The sequence below is a fragment of the Pseudomonas sp. PA27(2017) genome (assembly GCF_001945445.1).
In the GTDB taxonomy this organism is placed as follows: Bacteria; Pseudomonadota; Gammaproteobacteria; order Pseudomonadales; family Pseudomonadaceae; genus Aquipseudomonas.
In genome coordinates this window covers 272-20498 of the sequence record NZ_MSXW01000061.1, presented here as the reverse complement: position 1 = coordinate 20498, position 20227 = coordinate 272, and the positions used below count along the sequence as shown (strand labels likewise).

The following is a 20227-nucleotide window of genomic DNA, read 5'->3' as shown; positions in this document are numbered from 1 at the left end:
TCGGAGACCCCCCATGCACACCTTTTTCATCTCGCCGACCGGTTTCGGCGTCGGCCTCACTTCCATCAGCCTGGGCCTGGTCGGGGCGCTCGAACGCGCCGGCCTCAAGGTCGGTTTCTTCAAGCCCATCGCCCAACCACACCAGGGTGACGCCGGCCCCGAGCGCTCCAGCGAACTGGTCGCGCGCACCCACGGCCTGCACTCGCCCAAACCGCTGGCCCTGGCCCATGTCGAAAGACGCCTCGGCGACGGCGACCTGGACGAACTGCTGGAAGAAATCATCAGCCTCTACCAGGAGGCCGCCAAGGACAAGGACGTGGTGATCGTCGAAGGCATGGTGCCGACACGCCAGGCCAGCTACGCCGCGCGGGTCAACTTCCACCTGGCCAAGAGCCTGGATGCCGACGTGATCCTGGTTTCGGCCCAGGAGCAGGAGACCCTCGGCGAGCTATGCGACCGCGTGGAAATCCAGGCCCAGCAGTTCGGCGGCCCGAAAGATCCCAAGGTACTCGGCGTGATCCTCAACAAGATCCGCAGCGACGACGGCCTGGACGCCTTCACCGCACGCCTGCGCGAACAGTCCTCGCTGCTGCGCCACCCGGAATTCCGCTTGCTGGGCTGCATCCCCTGGCTCGACGAGCTGAATGCACCGCGTACCCGCGACATCGCCGAACTGCTCGGCGCGCGCATCCTCAACGCCGGTGACTACGAGCAACGCCGCATGCTGAAGATCGTGCTGTGCGCCCGCGCCGTGGCCAACACCGTGCAGTTGCTCAAGCCCGGCACCCTGGTGGTAACGCCAGGTGACCGCGACGACATCATCCTGGCTGCCAGCCTGGCCGCCATGAACGGCATGCCGCTGGCCGGCCTGCTGCTATGCAGCGACTTCGCCCCCGACCCGCGCATCATGGAATTGTGCCGCGGCGCCCTGCAGAGCGGCCTGCCGGTGATGACGGTGAGCACCGGTTCCTACGACACGGCCACCAACCTCAATCGCCTGAACAAGGAAATCCCGGTCGATGACAAGGAGCGCGCCGAGAAGGTCGCCGACTTCGTTGCCAGCCACCTCGACCACGACTGGCTCGCCGCCCGCTGCGGCAGCCCGCGAGAGCTGCGCCTGTCACCGCCGGCGTTCCGCTATCAGTTGGTGCAGCAGGCCAAGGCCGCCAACAAGCGCATCGTTCTGCCCGAAGGCGCCGAGCCGCGTACCGTGCAGGCTGCCGCAATCTGCCAGGCCCGCGGCATCGCCCGCTGCGTGCTGCTGGCCAAGCCCGAGGAAGTGCACAGCGTCGCGCAGGCTCAGGGCATCGAGCTGCCGCCGGGGCTGGAGATTCTCGACCCGGACCTGATTCGCGAGCGCTACGTCGAGCCGATGGTGGAACTACGCAAGGGCAAGGGCCTCAACGCGCCGATGGCCAGCGCTCAGCTCGAAGACACGGTGGTGCTGGGCACCATGATGCTGGCCCTGGACGAAGTCGACGGCCTGGTATCCGGCGCCGTGCACACCACCGCCAACACCATTCGCCCGGCGCTGCAGCTGATCAAGACCGCGCCCGGCTACAACCTGGTATCGTCGGTGTTCTTCATGCTGCTGCCGGACCAGGTGCTGGTGTATGGCGATTGCGCGGTCAATCCGGACCCCAATGCCGAGCAACTGGCGGAAATCGCCCTGCAGAGCGCCAGCTCCGCCCAGGCGTTCGGCATCCCGCCACGCGTGGCCATGCTCAGCTATTCCACTGGCGACTCGGGCAGTGGCGAGGAAGTGGAAAAGGTCCGCGAAGCGACGCGCCTGGCGCGTCAGGCCAACCCGCAGTTGCTGGTCGACGGCCCGCTGCAGTACGACGCCGCGGCCATCGAGAGCGTCGGTCGGCAAAAGGCCCCCAATAGCCCGGTGGCCGGTCGCGCCACGGTGTTCATCTTCCCCGACCTGAACACCGGTAACACCACTTACAAAGCGGTGCAGCGCAGCGCCGATTGCATCAGCGTCGGCCCAATGCTGCAGGGCCTGCGCAAGCCGGTTAACGACCTGTCGCGGGGCGCGTTGGTGGACGATATCGTCTTCACCATCGCGCTGACCGCCATTCAGGCCGCCAACATGCGTCAGTGATAACACGCCGATCCGATGACGGGAGATATAACCCGTATTCGGATCGGCTTGCAGTTCCCCCACCAATCGTTACCCTGTGCGCCATTCACGCCCGGCACGCTTGCCGGGCGCCAACCCGCCCGAGGTTCGTACGTCCATGCTGCACTTTCTGCCTGCCCCATTGCTCGGCCTGCTGGGCAGCGTTTCGCTGGCACTCAATACGCTTTTCTGGTGCTGGCCGCTGTTCGCGGTCACGTTGCTACGCATCGTGCTGCCCTTGCCGCTGGTACGGCGCGTCTGCGATCAGCTGATGATTTTCATCCAGGAAGGCTGGATAAGTTGTAACAAGACATGGATGAATCTACTGGGTAAAACCCGCTGGCATATCGAGGGCAATCAGAACTTCGATTACGAGCATTCCTATCTGGTGACCAGCAACCACCAGAGCTGGGTGGACATCCTGGTGCTGCAGTACCTGCTCAACCGGCGTATCCGTCCGCTGAAATTCTTCCTCAAACAGGAGCTGATCTGGGTGCCGGTGATCGGCCTGTGCTGGTGGGCGCTGGGCTTTCCGTTCATGAAGCGCTACTCGAAGGAGTATCTGGCCAAGCACCCTGAAAAAAAAGGCGAAGACCTGCAAACCACCCGCCGCACCTGTGCCAAGTTTCGCCATAACCCGGTGGGCATCTTCAACTTCGTCGAAGGCACCCGTTTTACCCCGGCCAAGCACCAGGAGCAGCAATCGCCCCACCGCTACCTGCTCAAGCCCAAGGCCGGTGGCCTGGCCTTCGTGCTCGATGCCATGGGCGAGCAACTGCACGGCATGATCAACGTCACCCTGCACTACCCCCAAGGCAGCCCGGGTTTCTGGGCATTGCTCAGTGGTCAGCTCCACGAGGTGGTAGTGGTCGTCGAACAGCTGGACATCCCCACTCGCTTCATCGGCCGCGCCTACGACCAGGACGAAGCCTATCGCAAGGACTTTCAGCAGTGGATCAACGCGCTGTGGGATGCCAAGGACGACTTACTGGAGCGCCTGCATCAGCAACACCCTTAAAAGCTTTTTAGGCGACATGAAAAGGCTGCTACAAGGCCATAGCAGCCGTTCGCCGATCCACTGTGCCGATTTCCACCCCCGCCACTTAACTGCCAAAATCGACGAACCTCGGCTTGAAGACTTTGGACAGGTTCTTAGGTTCTTGCCGCATCGTAGAAACGGTACTGGCCGCGCCCACCGTGCTTGGCCGCGTACATGGCCGTGTCGGCCGCCCGCAGCAGGTCCTCGACCGTGCTGCCGTCGGCGGGCAGGCAGGCGATACCGATGCTGACGCCCAGGCCTGACAGATCCCCCTCGCCCGCCTGATCGGCGACCTGCTGCACCAGTTTCTGCGCCACCGAGGCCGCCTCGCCAGGACTGCCCAGGCTGTCGAGAATCACCGTGAATTCATCACCGCCGATACGCGCCAGGCGGTCATAGGGCCGCAGGCAGCTTTTCAGCTGGCCGCTGACCTGGCGCAGTACCTGGTCACCGCGCTCGTGGCCCAGGTTGTCGTTGATGCGCTTGAACCCATCCAGATCCAGGTACAGCAACGCGGCCTCCTGGCCCGTGCGCTGGTGACGCGAAATCGCCGCCTGCAGCTCCTGCAGGAAGCCACGGCGGTTGAGCAAGCCGGTCAGGGCATCGGTGATGACCAGTGACTCGAGCTGCTGGTGTAGGTCGCGCACCACCGACATGTCCAGCGCCAGCAGGACCATGCCGCGTCCTTCATCCGGCAACGGCGAGCTGGAAAGCGCTACCGGCACGAGGCGGCCTTCGCAGGTACGCAGATTGGCGTCGTGCAGGCGCAGAGGTTCGCGGCGTTGCCAGTGCTGGTAGAAGCTCGATGCCTGCCACTGCACAGCCCCGGCGACATCGACCCAGTCCAGCAGATCGCTGCCGGTCAACTCGTTCGCCTGGCAGCCGAGCATCCGCATGATCGCGGGGTTGGCGAAGCGGATACGCCCCTCCTCACCGACCACCAGAATGCCTTCAGCGGTGTTGTCGAGAATCGAGGCATTGAAGGCCCGCTCGCGCTCTAGCTGCTGAGCCATACGAAGCAGTTCGCGGCGATAACGCTCATGTTCGAGCAGCGCGCGCACCTTGTGCAGCAGCATCGCCGGCTGCACCGGCTTGGCGATGAAATCCATCGCGCCGGCGCCGTATCCCTGATTGAGGATCTCGTCGGTCTGCGCCATGCCGGAGATGAAGATGATCGGTATCAGCCGGGTGTGCGGGTCGCTGCGCATGCGCCGCGCCACCTCGAAGCCATCCATGCGAGGCATCTGCACATCGAGCAGCACCAGGGCGACCTCACCCTGAGCCAGGTAGTCGAGGGCCTTGGCGCCCGAGTCCACGCAGTGAACCGGTTGCTCGATGGCTTCGAGCAATTCCTGCATGTCGTCCAGATTGTCCTGCCGATCATCGACGACGAGAATTTCCAGCGGCTCTGGCACCACATCGACCTCCCTGCCCACATTGCGTTATGGCTCGACTGCTGATCATCACAGTCTAGCCAGCGCACGCCAGGCAGCCACAGGTACCGGAATGCCGCAGGCATGAAAAACCCCGCCGCGGCGGGGTTTTCTGATGCGCGGTTCGGCTTACAACGGTCGCAGGTTGATTTCCACGCGGCGGTTCTGCGCGCGCCCTGCCTCGTTGGCGTTGCTGGCGATGGGCTGGTTAGGGCCGGCGCCATAGGCCGAGATACGCGACGAGGCCACGCCATTGGCGGCCAGGTACGACGCCACGCTCTGGGCGCGGCGGGTGGACAGGCTCTGGTTCAGTTCGGCCGAACCGGTGCTGTCGGTATGACCGACGATGTTCACGCCGTTCTTGTTGAATTCCTTGAAGGTCAGCACCAGCGAATTCAGCGTCGGGTAGAAGCTGCTGGAAATGTCTGCCGAATTGCTGGCGAAGGTGATGTTGCCGGGCATGATCAGCGTCAGGTCATTGCCATTGCGCTGCACTTGCACGCCCGTGCCCTGCAACTGCTGGCGCAACTTGGCTTCCTGGGTGTCGACGTAATAGCCGTAACCGCCGCCTGCCGCGCCACCGACGGCGGCGCCGATCAGCGCGCCCTTCTTGCGGTCTTTCTTGCTCGAGGTGGCAGCACCCACCGCAGCGCCAGCCAGCGCCCCTACGCCACCGTAGATACCGGCTTTGCCCGCCTGGCTCTCACCGGTATAAGGGTTGACCGTACAGCCGGACAGAACAGCGAGAACGGCCGTTGCGGCAATCAGGGAGCGGCACTTGATCATGGGTAATCCTTAGTCGTGTTGCAGAGGGAGGCAGTTTCATTCGCGGCTTCGAGCCAACGAGCGCCGCCAAGTTCCCGACCAAGGCTAACAATCACCACGCAGAAAATCTGTAAGCGCTTGTTTTTCAAGCTCGCACGAATGGGTTTTCGCGCATCTCGTCACCCAATCGGGTATCCGGCCCGTGGCCGGTCACCACGGTGGCGTCCTCGTCCAGGCGATACAGCCGCTGCTTGATGGAACGCTCGATGGTCGAGTAGTCGCCACCCCACAGGTCGGTACGCCCGATACCGCGGCGAAACAAGGTATCACCCGCGATCAGCAGCTTGGCTTCGGGAAACCAGAAACTCATCGAGCCCGGGGTATGTCCCGGCGTGTGCAGGGCCACACCGCAGCCACAGGCGAGTGCCTCGTCATCTGCCAGCCATTGATCGGGCGCGGGCACCGGCGTGTAGGGAACCCCGAACATCTGGCACTGCATCTCCAGGTTGTCCCAGAGGAACCTGTCGTCCTTGTGCAGGTGCAGGGTCGCGCCGGTCTTTTCCTTCATCTGCCCCGAGGCCAGGAAATGATCGAGGTGCGCGTGGGTATGGATGATGCTCACCACCTTCAAGCCATGAGCCTCCAGACGCGCCATGATCTGATCGGGGTTGCCACCCGGATCGACCACGATGGCCTTGCCACTGACGGAATCTCCAATGATGGTGCAGTTGCACTGCAGCGGGCCGACGGGGAAGGTTTCGCGGATCAGGGGTGGGGAAGTGGGTTGCATGGCAGGTCCCTGTAACGCAAGTGGCGGGCGGAAGACCAATTGTAACCATCGCAAGCTGTCGCGCGGTGAATTCTCGGGTCGCTGGTCTCGGCGTCATGGTCCTGGCCTGAAAACCAGTCGCCCAGACGGCAAAAAGCCGGCCCTGGGGCCGGCTCTTCGGTTTTGCGCGGCGATCAACGAACGCCGGACTGGCGCAGCGCTGCCGGGGTGTAGTCGCTTTCCTTGGCGGGATAGTCGAACTCGTAAGCGCGCTTCTCTTCGTTCTTCAGGCCCAGTGCCAGGTAGCGGCCAGAGAGCAGATCATGAATCACCTCGACGGCGTACCACGGCACCTGCTTGTCGTAGTAATACTGGGCATGGGCTTCCGCTACGCGCCACAGGGTACCGCGACCATCATAGTGGTCGATGGCAGCGGCCTGCCAGGTATCCTCGTCGATGTAGAAGTCACGCTTGGCATAGATGTGGCGCTCGCCCTGCTTGAGGGTAGCGGTCACGTGCCAGACGCGGTGCAGCTCGTATCGAGTCAGATCCGGGTTGAGGTGACCTGGCTTGACGATATCGGCGTACTTGAGCTTCGGCGAATCGAGGCGGTAGCTGTTGTAAGGAATGTAGATTTCCTTCTTGCCCAGCAGTTGCCAGTCGTAGCGATCGGGCGAGCCGTTGTACATGTCGAGGTTGTCCGAGGTACGCAGGCCATCGGCTGCGGTACCCGGGCCGTCATAGGACACCTGCGGCGCCCGGCGCACGCGACGCTGACCGGCGTTGTACAGCCACGCCATGCGCGGCTCCTTCACCTGGTCGATGGTCTCGTGCACCAGCAACACGTTACCGGCCAGACGCGAAGGCGCCGTTACCCGCTGCTTGAAGTAGAAGAGGATGTTGCTCGGCTTGCTGGTGTCGACGTCCTTCATCATGCTGCGGAAGGCGAACTCTTCTTCCAGGCTGACCGGGCTGAACGAACCGTTGGCCTGGGGCGTCACCTGCACCACGTGACGACGCACGCTGGCACCGCGGTAGCGGGTGATGTGGTTCCAGATCGCCTCCAGACCATCCTTCGGGATCGGGAACGGGTTGGCCAGCTGGAAGTTCTCCAGCCCTTCACCGCCCTGAATAAGCTTGGCATTGGTCGCGTTCTGCTTGGTCGCCGCAATGATGTTGTCCGGCACCGTCGCCGTACGATGGGTCGTGTAGACCGGCATCCGATAGGTTTCCGGGTAACGCTTGAACATCGCGTACTGGCCGGGCGTCAGCTTGTCCTTGTACTGCTCGACGTTCTGCGCGGTGATGGTGAACAGCGGCTTCTCGTTGGGGAACGGATCGGCCAGGAAGCCGCCCGCGTCCACCGCCCCGGCATTGACCGGCAGGCCTCCGGTCCAGGCCGGGATGCTGCCATCGGCATTGCCGGCCTTTTCCGCACCGATCGGCGTCAGGGTACTACCCAGTTTGGCCGCCTCGTCTGCCGACACTGCAGCCATCACACCGGTGGCCAGCAGCGACAGAGTCAGAGCGCCAGTTTGCAACAGCCTTTTTGTTGTTTTCATAAATGCGTTTTCCTATGAATACGGGCGCTTAGAAGTTCATACCGAAGCTGAGGGCCAGAAAGTCACGGTCGACCAGAGTGTTGTATTCGCCACCGAAGAAGTTGGTGTAACCGAGGCTGGTGGTGTAAGTGTTTTGGTACTCCGCATCCAGACCGAGACTCACAGCTTTTGCACCTTCAGTGAACAAGCCATTGGGCCCGTAACCGCTCACATCGTGAGACCAGGCGACATTGGGCTTGAGGTTCACACCAGCAAATACGTCGGGGTACTCCCAAATCGCACGTGCGCGATACCCCCACGAGGTGGCAGTTACGAAACCATCGTTATTACAATGTTTAGAAAGGTTTTGCGTTGATCCAGTGTTGCCAACAGCGCCACCAATTGTGGCAGCGTTAAGGCCTTGGCAGGTGCCATTAGGCAGTGCGCCCGGTCCAAACACGGGATCGCGTCCATAGCGTGCCTTACCTGAGGACTCCAGGCCTCCCACATGGACGACGCCAACTTCACCAACAAGCGTAAACCGACTAGCGCCCATCACTTGGTCGAAGAAATGAGTAAGCGTGGTTTGAAACTGAGTAATCTCCTTACGATTGTAACCATGCAGATCACCACCAACGGTGGGCGTCAAAACAGATGCATTAGCATATGCGCCGCCCAGCGGACGAACGGCTGCAAACAAGATATCGGTGGTATTCAACTGTACGGGCGCATTTGGCCGATAGCTCAGTTCGCCACTCCAAGCAGTGCCGGTAGGAAGCGTGGTCGAGAAGCTCAAGCCGTATAGACGAATGTCTTCGGGATACTCAATAAAATAATTCGAGTTAGCCGCAACCAACAGCGCCTTGCCTGCTGCAGGTATACCGGCAGCAACAGGAGAATTAAGGGCGTTAATTACCCCTTGGGAAGGCGCCGCCCCACTGAACACAGGTGCCCTACTGTGGTAATTCATAAAATACGCGCCGAACTCAGTATCTAGAGGTTCGAAAAGATACCGGAACGCCAAGCCCCACTGACCGCTGTCACGTGCGTCACGATCACCGCCACGGCGAACTAGATTCCCCTCCGCATTACCGGTAATGGGGTTGATCACAGTTCCAGCAGGTACTCCAAATGGCGCCAGAGCCCCTGCGCCAGCAGCAGCCCGCAAAGGAGCAGTTGCAGCATTTAGCCCCGCAACCTGGGCAGTATTATTTGTCAGCAACCGCAGGTTATCGTTACAACCGTCGGCGACTACGTCGAACTGGGAGAAAAATGTTCCGCAGTTATCGACGACTGTCTGATCCCATTCCAGCTGATAAAAAGCTTCGGCTGAAAGGTTATTGGTCAGACTTTGCGAAACATAGAACATATTGACCGGAATCAGGCCTTCCTTGACTTCCGCGCCTGGGCGGCGGAACGCAGCAACATCAATCGGGTTAACTGAGTTGATGCTATTCAGAATGAAAGTGCTTTCGCCCCAGCTAACGACCTGCTTGCCTAGGCGAACCGAGCCTGGCTGATCGGCAATAGAATAGTTGTGATACACGAACGCATCGAGCAATTCAGCGCCTGAAGCCTTAGCGCCTTCCTTGCGACCGGAATCACTGATTTCCTTGAACTCACGCCCTTCATCTTTCAGCTCGAAGTCGTACCAATACTTGCCACGTACGAAAACGCCAGTATCCCCATACTTCAGCTCTAGGTCATGAATACCCTTGAAGATTTTCGAGAAGGTTTCACCGCGTTTGAAGTTCTGACGACCGTCGTCAGATGTTTGGGACAAACCACGGCCACCATTGTTGACACCAATCAGATCCTTGTCGGCCTTGGCTGTCGACCAACTGGCCCCCACCGACAACGACGAGTCGAACTGACCTTCGATTTCCCCGATATTGAAATTCACCGCGAATGCCGGGCTGGCAAGAGTTGATGCGAGGCTGACGGCCAGCGGCAGTTTTGCCAGACGCCAGAACGGCCTTGTTGTGTTGGTCATCGACGCTACTCCATTTGTTTTTGTTATGGCTGATTGACTGAAGCCAGCGAGCCTTGCCAAGGGGTGCTTGCAGTGCCCGAGACACTCTGGCTCGCCGGTTTGAGAGATCAATCCCATCCGTGACAAGCCAAGGATGGCCCGAAACCAGCAATTAGCAAGCCAAACGTTTGTTTGACTGATCAGTCACTTTTTTGGCGTTGAAATTCGTGCCTTACAGGGACGATAAAAACTCACCTCCGGCCTCCTGCCACTGCGCGAGGTCAACACGAATACGCTTTTTGTCCAGCTTGCCCACACTGGTCTTGGGAATTTCGGTAACAAGCGCGATCTGCGAGGGAATCGCCCACTTGTTGATGACGCCTTGCTCGACGAAAGGCGTGAGGTGCTCCTTGAGAATGCCTGCGTCCAGTTGCTGGCCATCCTTCGCCACCACCAGGGCGAACGGGCGCTCGCCCCACTGCTGATCCGCCACGCCGACCACGGCCACTTCGCGCACCGCTGGCTGGCGACTGATGAGGTCTTCGAGCTCAAGCGAGGAAATCCACTCGCCTCCGGTCTTGATCACGTCTTTGATGCGGTCGCGAATATCGATGGAGCCGCTATCGTCCAGGGTCGCCACGTCGCCGGTGTGTAGCCAGCCGTGGGCCCACAACTCCTGTCCCTTTTCCGGCTCGCGAAAGTAGCCCTGGGTCAGCCAGGGTGCACGCAGTACCAGCTCGCCCTGGGTCTCGCCATCCGCAGGCAGGCGATTGCCATGACCGTCCACGATCGCCGCCTCGGCCAAAGGCACTGGAACCCCTGCCTTGATGCGATAGGCAGTGCGCTGCTCCTCGCTTGCCGCGAGCATGTCTTCGTTGAGATAACCACAGGAAATCAGCGGGCAGGTCTCGGACATCCCGTACGCCGCCGTCAGTTGAATGCCTTTTGCCTTGGCGGCCTCGTACACCGCGCGATTGAGTGCGCTGCCGCCGATGATGACCTTCATGCCCTTGAAGTCATGGCCTTGCGCGCCAGGCGCGGCCAGCAGCATCTGCAGGATGGTCGGCACGCAATGGGAAAAGGTCACCTGTTCGCTCTTGATCAGCTTGCAGAGCATCTCCGGCTCGTAGCGTCCCGGATAGACCTGTTTGACGCCCAGCATCGTGGCGACGTAGGGCACGCCCCAGGCGTGTACGTGGAACATGGGGGTGATCGGCATGTACACGTCGCTATTGCCCATCAGGCGGATGCTGTCCAGGCTGCCGAGAGTGGTGGCCATGGACAGGGTGTGCAACACCAACTGCCGATGGGTGAAGTAGACGCCCTTGGGATTGCCGGTGGTACCGGTGGTGTAGAAGGTGGTTGCCACGGAGTTTTCGTCGAAGTCGGCGAATGCATAGGTCGGCTCGGCCGCCGCCAACAGGCTTTCATACTCGCCGACCGAACCGGGAAGCTCGGTATCAGCCGCGGCGTTGTCGGTCAGCAGCAGCGTGCCGGTCACCGTGGTGAGTTGCCCGGCGATGCCCTGATACAGCGCGGCGAAATCGCTGTTGACCAGCACGAAACGGTCTTCGGCGTGGTTCATGGTGTAGAGGATCTGCTCCGGTGACAGGCGGATGTTGATGGTGTGCAACACCGCCCCCAGCATCGGCACCGCGAACATGCATTCCAGGTAGCGGTGGCTGTCCCAATCCATCACCGCCACGGTATCACCCGCCTTCACGCCGGCTCGAGTGAGCACGTTGGCCAGTCGCGCCACCCGTTCGTTGAAGGTCGCGTAGCTGTAACGCAAGGAATCGCGGTAGACGATTTCGCGATTTTTCTCGTAGCGGCTGCCTGACAACAGCAGGCTCTTGATCAGCAGGGGGTATGGGTGGGCATTCGCGACGGGGGGGATGATGCGGGTCTGCAACATGGGCTCACCTGTTCTGGACTATTGTTGAAAGCGACGAAGATGAAGCTAAACCGGAGCGGAGATGGCAACTTGCCCAACAGTAGCCTGTGCCAGCGCTCACTCAATCAGTCAGAGGAACGATTGTGTTGCTCGCTATGACTAGCGGGCCGGTTTCGCCCCTTTACTGCAGATCAAGGTGGAAATATGTCGGATATCGTTATCGTCAGCGGCGCTCGCACGCCCATGGGTGGTTTTCAGGGTAGCCTGTCCTCGGTAAGCGCAACGGATCTTGGTGCGACGGCGATTGGCGCCGCCGTCGCTCGGGCAGGAATCGACGCTAGCGACGTGCAGGAAGTGATCATGGGCTGCGTCTTGCCCGCTGGCCTCAAGCAGGGCCCGGCACGCCAGGCCTCGCTCGCCGCCGGCCTGCCCAGCGCGACGGGTTGCACCACCATCAACAAGCTCTGCGGCTCGGGCATGAAGGCGGTGATGCTGGCCCACGACCTGATCAAGGCCGGCAGCGCCGAAGTGGTCATAGCTGGCGGGATGGAAAGCATGTCCAACGCCCCATACCTGCTGCCCAAGGCACGTGGCGGCTTGCGAATGGGCCACGGCGAGGTCAAGGATCACATGTTCTTCGATGGGCTGGAGGACGCTCGCACTGGCCGCTTGATGGGCTCGTTCGCCCAGGAAACCGCGGACCGCTACGGTATAACCCGCGAGGAGATGGACGCCTACGCCATCGAATCACTGCGTCGCGCGCAGCAGGCCATGCAATCGGGTGCACTGGCCGATGAGATCGTGCCCGTGAGCGTTGCGACGCGTAAGGGCGATCTCGAGGTGAACGAAGACGAGCAGCCGCTCAACGCCCGGATCGATCGCATCGCCGGCCTCAAGCCAGCCTTCAGCCAGGACGGCAGCATTACCGCGGCCAACGCCAGCTCGATTTCCGATGGCGCCAGCGCGCTGCTGCTGATGAGCGCCGAGCAAGCCCGTGCGCGAGGCCTGCAACCGCTGGCGCGCATCGTCGCCCACGCTACCCAGAGCCAGGATCCAAGCGAATTCACCATTGCACCCATCGGCGCCATCGGCAAGGTGCTGGACAAGGCCGGCTGGCAAAAGGACCAGGTCGATCTATTCGAGATCAACGAGGCCTTCGCCATGGTTACCATGCTGGCCATGCGCGAACACGACCTCGATCACGCCAAGGTGAATATCTACGGCGGCGCCTGCGCCCAAGGGCATCCGGTAGGCTCGACCGGCTCGCGCATCATCGTCACGCTGATCAATGCCTTGCGCCAGACTGGCGGCAAGCGCGGCATCGCCTCACTGTGCATCGGTGGCGGCGAGGCGACGGCAGTCGCGATTGAAGTGCTTTAGAGGCTGATCAGGGGCGCAATCGCGCCCCTTACTTCAGCTCGGTAAACGCCAGCTTGATCCCCAGGCCGACCAGCACCGCGCCCATCAGGCGGTCGAACCAGTGGCCCATGCGCGCGAAGCCGTCGCGCACGCGCTGCTGGCTGAACAGCATCGCCACCAGGCAGAACCACACTGCCGTGGCCACGGCCAGGTAGACACCGTAGCCGCCCTGCACCAGCAGCGGGGTGTGCGGGTTGATCACCACGGTGAACAGCGACAGGAAAAACAGCGTCGCCTTGGGGTTCAGGCCATTGGTCACGAAGCCTGTGACGAACGCTGCCCGCGGCGTTCGTACTGGTGCAGGCGCCTGTGATCGCGCCGCCTCGGGCGCCGCCGGTCTGGCACGCAGCGCCTTGAAACCGATGTACAGCAAGTAAGCGGCGGCCAGCCACTTCAAGGCATTGAACAGCATGATCGACTGCGAAACGATCAGCCCAATGCCTGCCAGCGAATACGCCACATGCAGAAAGATCGCGGTGCCCACACCCAAGGCGCAGAACACGCCGGTACGCCGGCCGTGCGCGACGCTCTCGCGCACCACGACGGCAAAATCCGGCCCCGGACTGGCCACGGCCAGGAGATGAATGAGGGCAACGGTAAGAAATTCCATCCAGTACACGGCGGCTCCAGGAGTTGGCTGATTGACCAGGGGGCGGGTACCGGCACGCCCAACAGGAGCGGGCAGGCGGCAGAGCGCTTCTGATAGGCTGCACTTTACTTCCCGACAAGACTGCCAGAAAGGTACAGCTGATGAGTAAAACAGGCCGCGCGGTGTTTCTCGATTATCGCTCACTCGACCTGGACGATCTGGACATGACGCCATTGCGCGAACCCTTCGCCGAGCTGGTGCTGCATGGCCAGAGTACCTCGTCGCAGATCATCGAGCGCCTGCAAGGTGCCCGCGTTGCGATCAGCAACAAGGCCGTGATCGATGCGACCGTGTTGGCGGCCTGTCCCGACCTCGAGCTGGTGCTGGTCGCCGCTACCGGCACCAACAACGTCGATCTTGCCGCGGCCCGAGCCCATGACGTGACCGTATGCAATTGCCAGGGTTACGGCACGCCGTCGGTGGCCCAGCACACCCTCACGCTGCTGCTCGCCCTGGCCACCAGCCTGCAAGACTATCAACGCGATGTTCGCGCTGGCCGCTGGCAGCAGTCGCCCATGTTCTGCCTGCTCGACCACCCCATCGTCGAGCTCGAAGGCAAGACCCTTGGCCTGCTCGGCCACGGCGAGCTGGGCGGCGCGGTGGCCAGGCTGGCCGAAGCGTTCGGCATGCGCGTGCTCTACGGCCAACTGCCGGGGCGCCCGCCCCGCGCTGATCGACTGGCGCTGGACGAGCTGCTCACCCAGGTCGACGCCCTGACCCTGCATTGCCCGCTGACAGAACAGACCCGCAACCTGATCGGCGCCCGGGAGCTCGCGCTGCTCAAGCCGGGCGCCTTCGTGATCAACACGGCCCGCGGCGGGCTGATCGACGAACAGGCCCTGGCCGACGCCCTGCGCACGGGCAAGCTGGGCGGTGCCGCCACCGACGTGCTGACCCAGGAGCCGCCCAGAGATGGCAATCCATTACTGGCCGACGACATTCCCCGCTTGATCATCACCCCCCACAGCGCCTGGGGCGCCCGCGAGGCGCGTCAGCGGATCGTCGGGCAATTGGCGGAAAACGCGGCGGGCTTTTTCGCCGGGCAAGCCAAACGCCAGGTCAACTGACCCTTTGGTGCATCGAGCTTGCAGCTTGAGGCCCACGCCCCTACCCTTCGCGCTTTTGCCGGGGTAGATCTGATGGATCCACGAAGTGAAGTGCTGCTGCGTCAGGCCGAGCTGTTCGGTGGCCCCGCCTTGCTCGCGGGTCTGCCGGCCGATGACCTGCTCGGGCAACTGCCACAGGCTGCGGGTTGGAGCTGGCATGCTGGCGATCAGAGTATGCTCGACGCGCGCTTCGCCGGGCGCAGCACCTTTGGCGTCTCGCCGCCGGCTGCCACGGTCGAGACGGCCGTGCTGTTCCTGCCCAAATCCCGTGAGTTGACGGCTTACCTGCTCGACGCCCTCGCCGCCCGCCTGCCCGGCAAGCTGCTGTATCTGGTGGGCGAAAAGCGCGCTGGCGTCGAGCGTGCAGCCAAGCAGATGGCGGCCTACGGCACACCGCGCAAACTCGACAGCGCACGCCACTGCCAGCTGTGGCAGGTGCGCGTGGATCAGGCGCCAGCGGAACCTGATCTCACCTCATTGGCACAGCGCTACAGCTTGCCGCTCGCCGATGGCTCACTGGAAGTCGTCACCCTGCCCGGCGTGTTCAGCCACGGCCGGCTGGATGTCGGCAGCGCGCTGCTGCTCGAGCATCTGAATCAGCTACCAGACGGCCATCTGCTCGACTTCGGCTGCGGCGCCGGCGTGCTCGGGGCAGTGCTCAAACGTCGCTACCCAGACAGCCACGTCACCATGCTGGACGTCGATGCATTCGCCGTCGTCAGCAGTCGCCTGACCCTGGCCGCCAATGGCCTGCAGGCCGACGTCATCAGCGGCGACGGCATTGCCGCTGCGCCCGCGGAGCTGAGCGCCATTCTCAGCAACCCGCCGTTTCACCAAGGCGTGCACACTCATTACCAGGCCAGCGAAGACCTGCTACGCCAGGCTTCCCGGCACCTGCGCAAGGGCGGGCAGATTCGCCTGGTGGCCAACCGCTTCCTCAAGTACCCACCGCTGATCGAACAACATATCGGCATCTGCCACACCCTGGCCGATGCCGATGGCTTCCGCATTTACCAGGCCACCAGCCGCTAACGGAGCCTGCCTGCGGCACAGCGGCGCAGGCCTTGCCCAACAAGATCGGTTTGGGCAGAATGCGCGCGTCCTAGGGGAGTAGTCTCCCGCGAGCACCCGCTCGCCCGGCATGCATCAACATACTTGGTCGGCAGACCATGGTGCGTGCGACCCAAGATCCGCCCAGACGGATCTGCGCCGTTCGGCTCGAACGCCGCGCAGGGTTTGACAAGACCTATGACACGAACACCTTACCCGGGGCGGGAAGGCTGTACGTGTCATAGCCGTGTCTACCCGCCCCTTTAGGAAACCTGATGCTGGAATCTCTTTTCGTTCCCACCCTGATCGTCGCCCTGGCGGAAATCGGCGACAAGACGCAATTGCTCGCCCTATTGCTGGCCGCTCGCTTTCGCAGGCCCTGGCCGATCATCTGGGGCATGGTGGTCGCCACGCTCGCCAACCACTTGGCCGCGGGTGCGGTGGGCAACTGGGTGGCGGGCCTGCTCTCGCCGGCACTTTTGAGCTGGATTCTGGCGGCGTCCTTCGTCGCCGTGGCGCTATGGACGTTGATCCCGGACAAGCTCGACGATGACGAAAGCTCCAGCCTCAAACGCTACGGGCCGTTCCTGACCACGCTGATCGCCTTCTTCCTGGCCGAGATGGGGGACAAGACCCAGGTGGCGACAGTGATGCTCGCCGCCCAGTACCCGCATTTCATCATGGTGGTGCTCGGCACCACGCTGGGCATGCTGATTGCCAACGTGCCGGTGGTGCTGGCCGGCAACTTCGCCGCTGACCGCCTGCCGCTCACCCTGATTCGCCGAATCGCCGCCATCGCCTTCGCCGCGTTGGCGGTGTATGCGGCTTACCAGGCCATGCTGTTGAGCGGATTTCTGAACGGCTGATTGACTGAGGCAAGCCCAATGTCCGACCACGGCGTTGGTCTTGGAGCTGAGTCGCCACCGAGTAGATACGAGCTACTTGATGGCGACTTGTCACATCGCGATCAGCCTTTCTTGGCCTGCTGATAAAGCGGCATGACTTTCGGGATAGCGGCCTGCAGCGAGGTGATACGGCTCGACGAGGACGGGTGCGTGCTCATGAACTCCGGCGGTGCGCCCTCACTGGCCTTGGCCATTTTCTCCCACAGGCTGATCGCCGCATTGGGATTGAAGCCTGCGCGGGCCGACAGCTCGAGGCCGATCAGGTCGGCTTCGTTCTCGTTGCTGCGGCTGTTGGGCAGTGTCATGCCGTAGTTCACCGCGGCATCGGCCAGCGCCATCTTGTCCGGTGTCACGCCCAGCAGTGCAGCAGCGCCCTGCTTGGCCAGGTTCACGCCATAGGCCTTGGACATCGCCTCGCGGCCATGCTCGCGCAGGGCGTGGGCGATCTCGTGGCCCATGACCGCGGCGATTTCATCGTCGGTAAGCTTCAGCTTCTCGATGATGCCGGTGTAGAAGATGATCTTGCCGCCAGGGCCGCAGTTGGCATTCAGCTCCGGGCTCTTGATCAGGTTGACTTCCCACTGCCATTGGGCCGCATCCGGGCGAAACAGCGGGGCCTGCTTGATCAGCCGGTCGGCGATACGCTGCAGACGCTTAGCCTCAGCGCTGTTCTTGTCCAGCGCGCCCTGGCTCGAGGCTTCCTGCAAAGTCTGCTGGTAAGACTGGGCGTACATCTGGTTGACCTCATCGGTCGACAATGCGCTGAACATGTACTGCTTGCGCTCGACGCCGACCGAGCCACCGCTGGTGGTGTTGACGGCTTGGCATCCTGCCAGCAGCAGAGCCGCAGTCAGCGTGGTAATGGACAACGACGGTTTCATGCTGGATCTCCCTGGTAAATTTGCGAGGTATGCTAGCAGGCTGTTGAAAAACTACCTACGTTGCAGCCGCGTCGTTAAAAACAGCCTCGCGTGCGAGCCCAGTCAAAATGCTCATGTACAACTGTACACTCCGCTTTTTCGGCTATTTTTGCGGGGCCGCCATCGGTATCGCGTCAGCTGCCTCGCCTACGTTTTTCAACGGCCTGCAAGGGCTGCCCGTATTTCAGCGCAAGCCAAAGCCTCAAGCAGGCGTCAGACACTCCGGCCCGTCGAGCTTCGGGTCATTGACCAGATTGCTCAATACTCGTTCGCGCAGCGCTGTCGGCTTGGCGACGAGCAGCGTCTGCAGCTCCTCGAGCGGTGTGTCGGCGGCCAGCCAGCGTTGCCGCTGCTCGGCGTCGAGAATCAATGGGCGACGTAGCGCCGCGGCCGCCTGGGTGATCATGGCGGTGCTCAGATAAACATGGCCCTCTACCGGATAGGCTTCCCAGACCGCCGCGAAGTACAGCAGCGAATCCTCGCCACTCACCCAGTACGGCCGTTTGCGCGCCGCGCCGCGCCACTCATAGAAGCCGTTGGCAGGAATGAGGCAACGGCGCAGGCGAAACGCGTCGCGAAACATCGGCTGTTCGGCGAGGGTTTCGGCGCGGGCGTGGGACGGCGTTTTCGACAGATCCTTCAGCCAGGGAGGAGTCAGGCCCCAGCGCGCCCGCGTCAGCGGCGGCTGCTCATGCTCGCTGCGCAGCACGAGCACCTGGGAGCCGGGAGCCAGATTCCAGTGCGGCAGCTGGTCAGCAGGAAAACCTGGCTGCGCCGCGAAGGCAGGCGTCCAGCGAAACAGCGCAAAGCGTCCACTCATGAAAGACTCATCGGGATGGGTGGGCGCACCCGCTGCTCAACACAGCAGCACGCCTTGAGGGGGATCCGGCTCGTCACCGGGTAGCGGTTGTGCGCCATTGTACTCGGCGATCAACCAGCGGGCGCGCTCGGCGTCGCCGTCTTCCACCAGCAGGCCGAGCAGCCCGCATGCCGGTAGCTCGCCCACTGCGCCAGCCAGGTGGGCACCTACCAGATGCGCCTGGACGCCCTCGCTGGCGAGCATGGCCTTGAGCAACTCGCCTTCCATCAGGTCCTGGGGCTCGTAGATGCGCTTCATCAATCATTCTCCCCGCGCACGTCCAGATGCCAGCTCTGCCCATCGGTTTCGAGTAGAAAGACAATGGGCCTGCAGCATACCGGGCAGTCCTCGATGTATTGCTGATCACCGGCCGACAAGTCCAGTACCGCCTCGACGGGCTCGCCGCAATAGGGGCACTGATAATCCTGGGTTTCCAACATGGGGCGCCTCCGTGTGACTTGCAGGGTATAATGGGCGGTCTATTGCTGCTCCCGGAGTTGCTTTCACGCTGTATTGGCGCGTGATCACGGCACAGGGCGCAGCGCATTCCACCTTTCAATCGCAGCGACAATCACAAGAGATCATGATGGGCGAATTCGACAGCATCCGACCCTATGCCGACGCGGAAATTCCAGCGGTTCTGGCGCGCCTGTTGGCCGACGATGCGTTTCTCGACATCCTTACCCAGTTTCGCTTTCCGCGCATGGCCGGCCCGTTCGGCTGGTTGCTCAAACCTCTTATAGCCCATCGACTGCGCTCGCAGTTCCGCCACATCGATTCGGTTCGCGCGTTGCAGGAGTCCATCGAGCCGTACATCGACCGCACCGTCGAGCATGCCACCGATGGCGTGACCTACTCGGGCGTGGAAACACTGAAGGCCGGCAGCCCATACCTGTTCCTGGCCAACCACCGCGATATCGTCATGGATCCGGCCTTCGTCAACTACGCCGTGTACCATGCTGGCCTGCAGACGCCGCGCATCGCCATTGGCGACAACCTGCTGCAGAAGCCCTTCGTCAGCGACCTGATGCGCCTGAACAAAAGCTTCATCGTGCATCGCTCGATCACCGGCCGCCGCGAAAAACTCGCCGCTTACCAGCTGCTTTCGGCTTACATCAGCCATTCGATCCGCCAGGATGGCGAGTCGATCTGGATCGCCCAGGCCGAAGGCCGGGCCAAGGACGGTGACGACCGCACCGATTCGGCGATCCTCAAGATGTTTCATATGAGCCGCAAGGACGAGCCGTTCGCCGATGTCATCGCCAGCCTCAAGCTGACCCCGGTGTCGATCAGCTACGAGTACGATCCTTGCGACCAGGCCAAGGCCCGCGAGCTGTATACACGCGCAACCACAGGCAGCTACACCAAGCAGCCGGGCGAGGATGACAAGAGCATCGGCCTGGGCATTACCGGCTACAAAGGCCGTGTCCACGTGCACTTCGGCGACCCGATCACCAGCGGGTTCGAGGACGCCAAACAACTGGCCGCGCTGACCGATGCGCAGATCCTTACCGGCTACCGCCTGTTCCCCGTGCACTACCTGGCGTATGCCATGTGGAGCGAGCGCGATCCGCAACTGGAAGTACCAGCAGTCGACACACTGTTCGACGCCGCCGAGCTGGCTGCCGCCAGGGAACAATGGCAGCAGCGCCTGAGCCGCTGCCCAAGCGAGCAGCAACCCTACCTGATACTTCAATACGCGATGCCGGTGCGCAACCAATACCGCGTCAAGGCCGGGCTGCCACTCTGATCAACAGACAAGAAAAAGCCCCGACGTGTCG

18 protein-coding genes and 1 riboswitch are annotated in these 20227 nt (G+C 62.2%); of the genes, 7 read left to right on the top strand and 11 right to left on the bottom strand.

Translation table 11 applies throughout. The features are described from left to right. Nucleotides 1-13: 13 nt before the first annotated feature. Nucleotides 14-2107 (top strand): phosphate acetyltransferase, encoded by a 2094-nt coding sequence (gene pta / locus BVH06_RS21580; RefSeq protein ID WP_075929654.1) that lies wholly within the window; start codon nt 14-16, stop codon nt 2105-2107. Nucleotides 2108-2243: 136 nt separating this feature from the next. Next, on the top strand, nt 2244-3143 hold the full coding sequence (locus BVH06_RS21575) for an acyltransferase (protein ID WP_075929655.1): 900 nt from the start codon (nt 2244-2246) through the stop codon (nt 3141-3143). Nucleotides 3144-3277: 134 nt separating this feature from the next. On the opposite strand, the gene BVH06_RS21570 is transcribed toward BVH06_RS21575, so the two are convergent. The 6 genes from BVH06_RS21570 to BVH06_RS21545 all read right to left on the bottom strand — a co-directional run bounded on the left by BVH06_RS21570 (nt 3278) and on the right by BVH06_RS21545 (nt 11559). After that, nucleotides 3278-4582: a diguanylate cyclase domain-containing protein gene (locus BVH06_RS21570; protein ID WP_075935430.1), complete on the bottom strand. Its 1305-nt coding sequence runs from the start codon at nt 4580-4582 to the stop codon at nt 3278-3280. Between the two features lie 144 nt (nt 4583-4726). Next, complete coding sequence (locus BVH06_RS21565; RefSeq protein WP_083652152.1) at nt 4727-5383, bottom strand: OmpA family protein; 657 nt, start codon at nt 5381-5383, stop codon at nt 4727-4729. Nucleotides 5384-5507: 124 nt separating this feature from the next. Further along, nucleotides 5508-6152, bottom strand: coding sequence for an MBL fold metallo-hydrolase (locus BVH06_RS21560; protein ID WP_075929657.1), 645 nt, complete (start codon nt 6150-6152; stop codon nt 5508-5510). A 173-nt stretch (nt 6153-6325) separates the two neighbouring features. Then, complete coding sequence (locus BVH06_RS21555) at nt 6326-7693, bottom strand: DUF1329 domain-containing protein (RefSeq protein ID WP_075929658.1); 1368 nt, start codon at nt 7691-7693, stop codon at nt 6326-6328. A gap of 28 nt (nt 7694-7721) precedes the next feature. Continuing rightward, entirely contained in the window at nt 7722-9665 is a 1944-nt protein-coding gene (locus BVH06_RS21550) for a DUF1302 domain-containing protein (protein WP_075935429.1), read from the bottom strand. Between the two features lie 211 nt (nt 9666-9876). Next, the gene (locus BVH06_RS21545) at nt 9877-11559 is read right to left on the bottom strand and encodes a fatty acid--CoA ligase (RefSeq protein WP_075935428.1); all 1683 of its coding nucleotides are present in this window, start codon (nt 11557-11559) and stop codon (nt 9877-9879) included. 183 nt (nt 11560-11742) lie between these two features. On the opposite strand from BVH06_RS21545, the gene BVH06_RS21540 reads away from it, so the two are divergent. Beyond that, entirely contained in the window at nt 11743-12918 is a 1176-nt protein-coding gene (locus BVH06_RS21540) for an acetyl-CoA C-acyltransferase (protein WP_075935427.1), read from the top strand. A gap of 28 nt (nt 12919-12946) precedes the next feature. On the opposite strand, the gene BVH06_RS21535 is transcribed toward BVH06_RS21540, so the two are convergent. Beyond that, complete coding sequence (locus BVH06_RS21535) at nt 12947-13576, bottom strand: LysE family transporter (protein ID WP_075929662.1); 630 nt, start codon at nt 13574-13576, stop codon at nt 12947-12949. A gap of 131 nt (nt 13577-13707) precedes the next feature. Here BVH06_RS21535 and BVH06_RS21530 point away from each other — a divergent pair, with 131 nt between their 5' ends. The 3 genes from BVH06_RS21530 to BVH06_RS21520 all read left to right on the top strand — a co-directional run bounded on the left by BVH06_RS21530 (nt 13708) and on the right by BVH06_RS21520 (nt 16628). After that, nucleotides 13708-14673, top strand: coding sequence for a 2-hydroxyacid dehydrogenase (locus BVH06_RS21530; RefSeq protein WP_075935426.1), 966 nt, complete (start codon nt 13708-13710; stop codon nt 14671-14673). A gap of 72 nt (nt 14674-14745) precedes the next feature. After that, nucleotides 14746-15744 (top strand): class I SAM-dependent methyltransferase, encoded by a 999-nt coding sequence (locus tag BVH06_RS21525; RefSeq protein ID WP_075929664.1) that lies wholly within the window; start codon nt 14746-14748, stop codon nt 15742-15744. Between the two features lie 58 nt (nt 15745-15802). After that, nucleotides 15803-15949, top strand: a riboswitch (yybP-ykoY riboswitch). Nucleotides 15950-16040: 91 nt separating this feature from the next. Continuing rightward, complete coding sequence (locus tag BVH06_RS21520) at nt 16041-16628, top strand: TMEM165/GDT1 family protein (protein ID WP_168172943.1); 588 nt, start codon at nt 16041-16043, stop codon at nt 16626-16628. A 101-nt stretch (nt 16629-16729) separates the two neighbouring features. Here BVH06_RS21520 and BVH06_RS21515 read toward each other — a convergent pair whose 3' ends face one another. The 4 genes from BVH06_RS21515 to BVH06_RS21500 form a co-directional block, all read right to left on the bottom strand. Continuing rightward, nucleotides 16730-17548, bottom strand: coding sequence for a M48 family metallopeptidase (locus BVH06_RS21515; RefSeq protein ID WP_075929666.1), 819 nt, complete (start codon nt 17546-17548; stop codon nt 16730-16732). 241 nt (nt 17549-17789) lie between these two features. Then, nucleotides 17790-18407: an SOS response-associated peptidase gene (locus tag BVH06_RS21510; protein ID WP_075929667.1), complete on the bottom strand. Its 618-nt coding sequence runs from the start codon at nt 18405-18407 to the stop codon at nt 17790-17792. A 36-nt stretch (nt 18408-18443) separates the two neighbouring features. After that, on the bottom strand, nt 18444-18704 hold the full coding sequence (locus tag BVH06_RS21505) for a DUF2007 domain-containing protein (protein ID WP_075935424.1): 261 nt from the start codon (nt 18702-18704) through the stop codon (nt 18444-18446). Then, the gene (locus BVH06_RS21500) at nt 18704-18886 is read right to left on the bottom strand and encodes a CPXCG motif-containing cysteine-rich protein (protein WP_075929669.1); all 183 of its coding nucleotides are present in this window, start codon (nt 18884-18886) and stop codon (nt 18704-18706) included. The genes BVH06_RS21505 and BVH06_RS21500 overlap by 1 nt, the downstream gene beginning before the upstream one ends. A 146-nt stretch (nt 18887-19032) precedes the next feature. Here BVH06_RS21500 and BVH06_RS21495 point away from each other — a divergent pair, with 146 nt between their 5' ends. Then, complete coding sequence (locus BVH06_RS21495) at nt 19033-20196, top strand: 1-acyl-sn-glycerol-3-phosphate acyltransferase (RefSeq protein ID WP_075929670.1); 1164 nt, start codon at nt 19033-19035, stop codon at nt 20194-20196. The last annotated feature ends 31 nt before the right edge of the window (nt 20197-20227 follow it).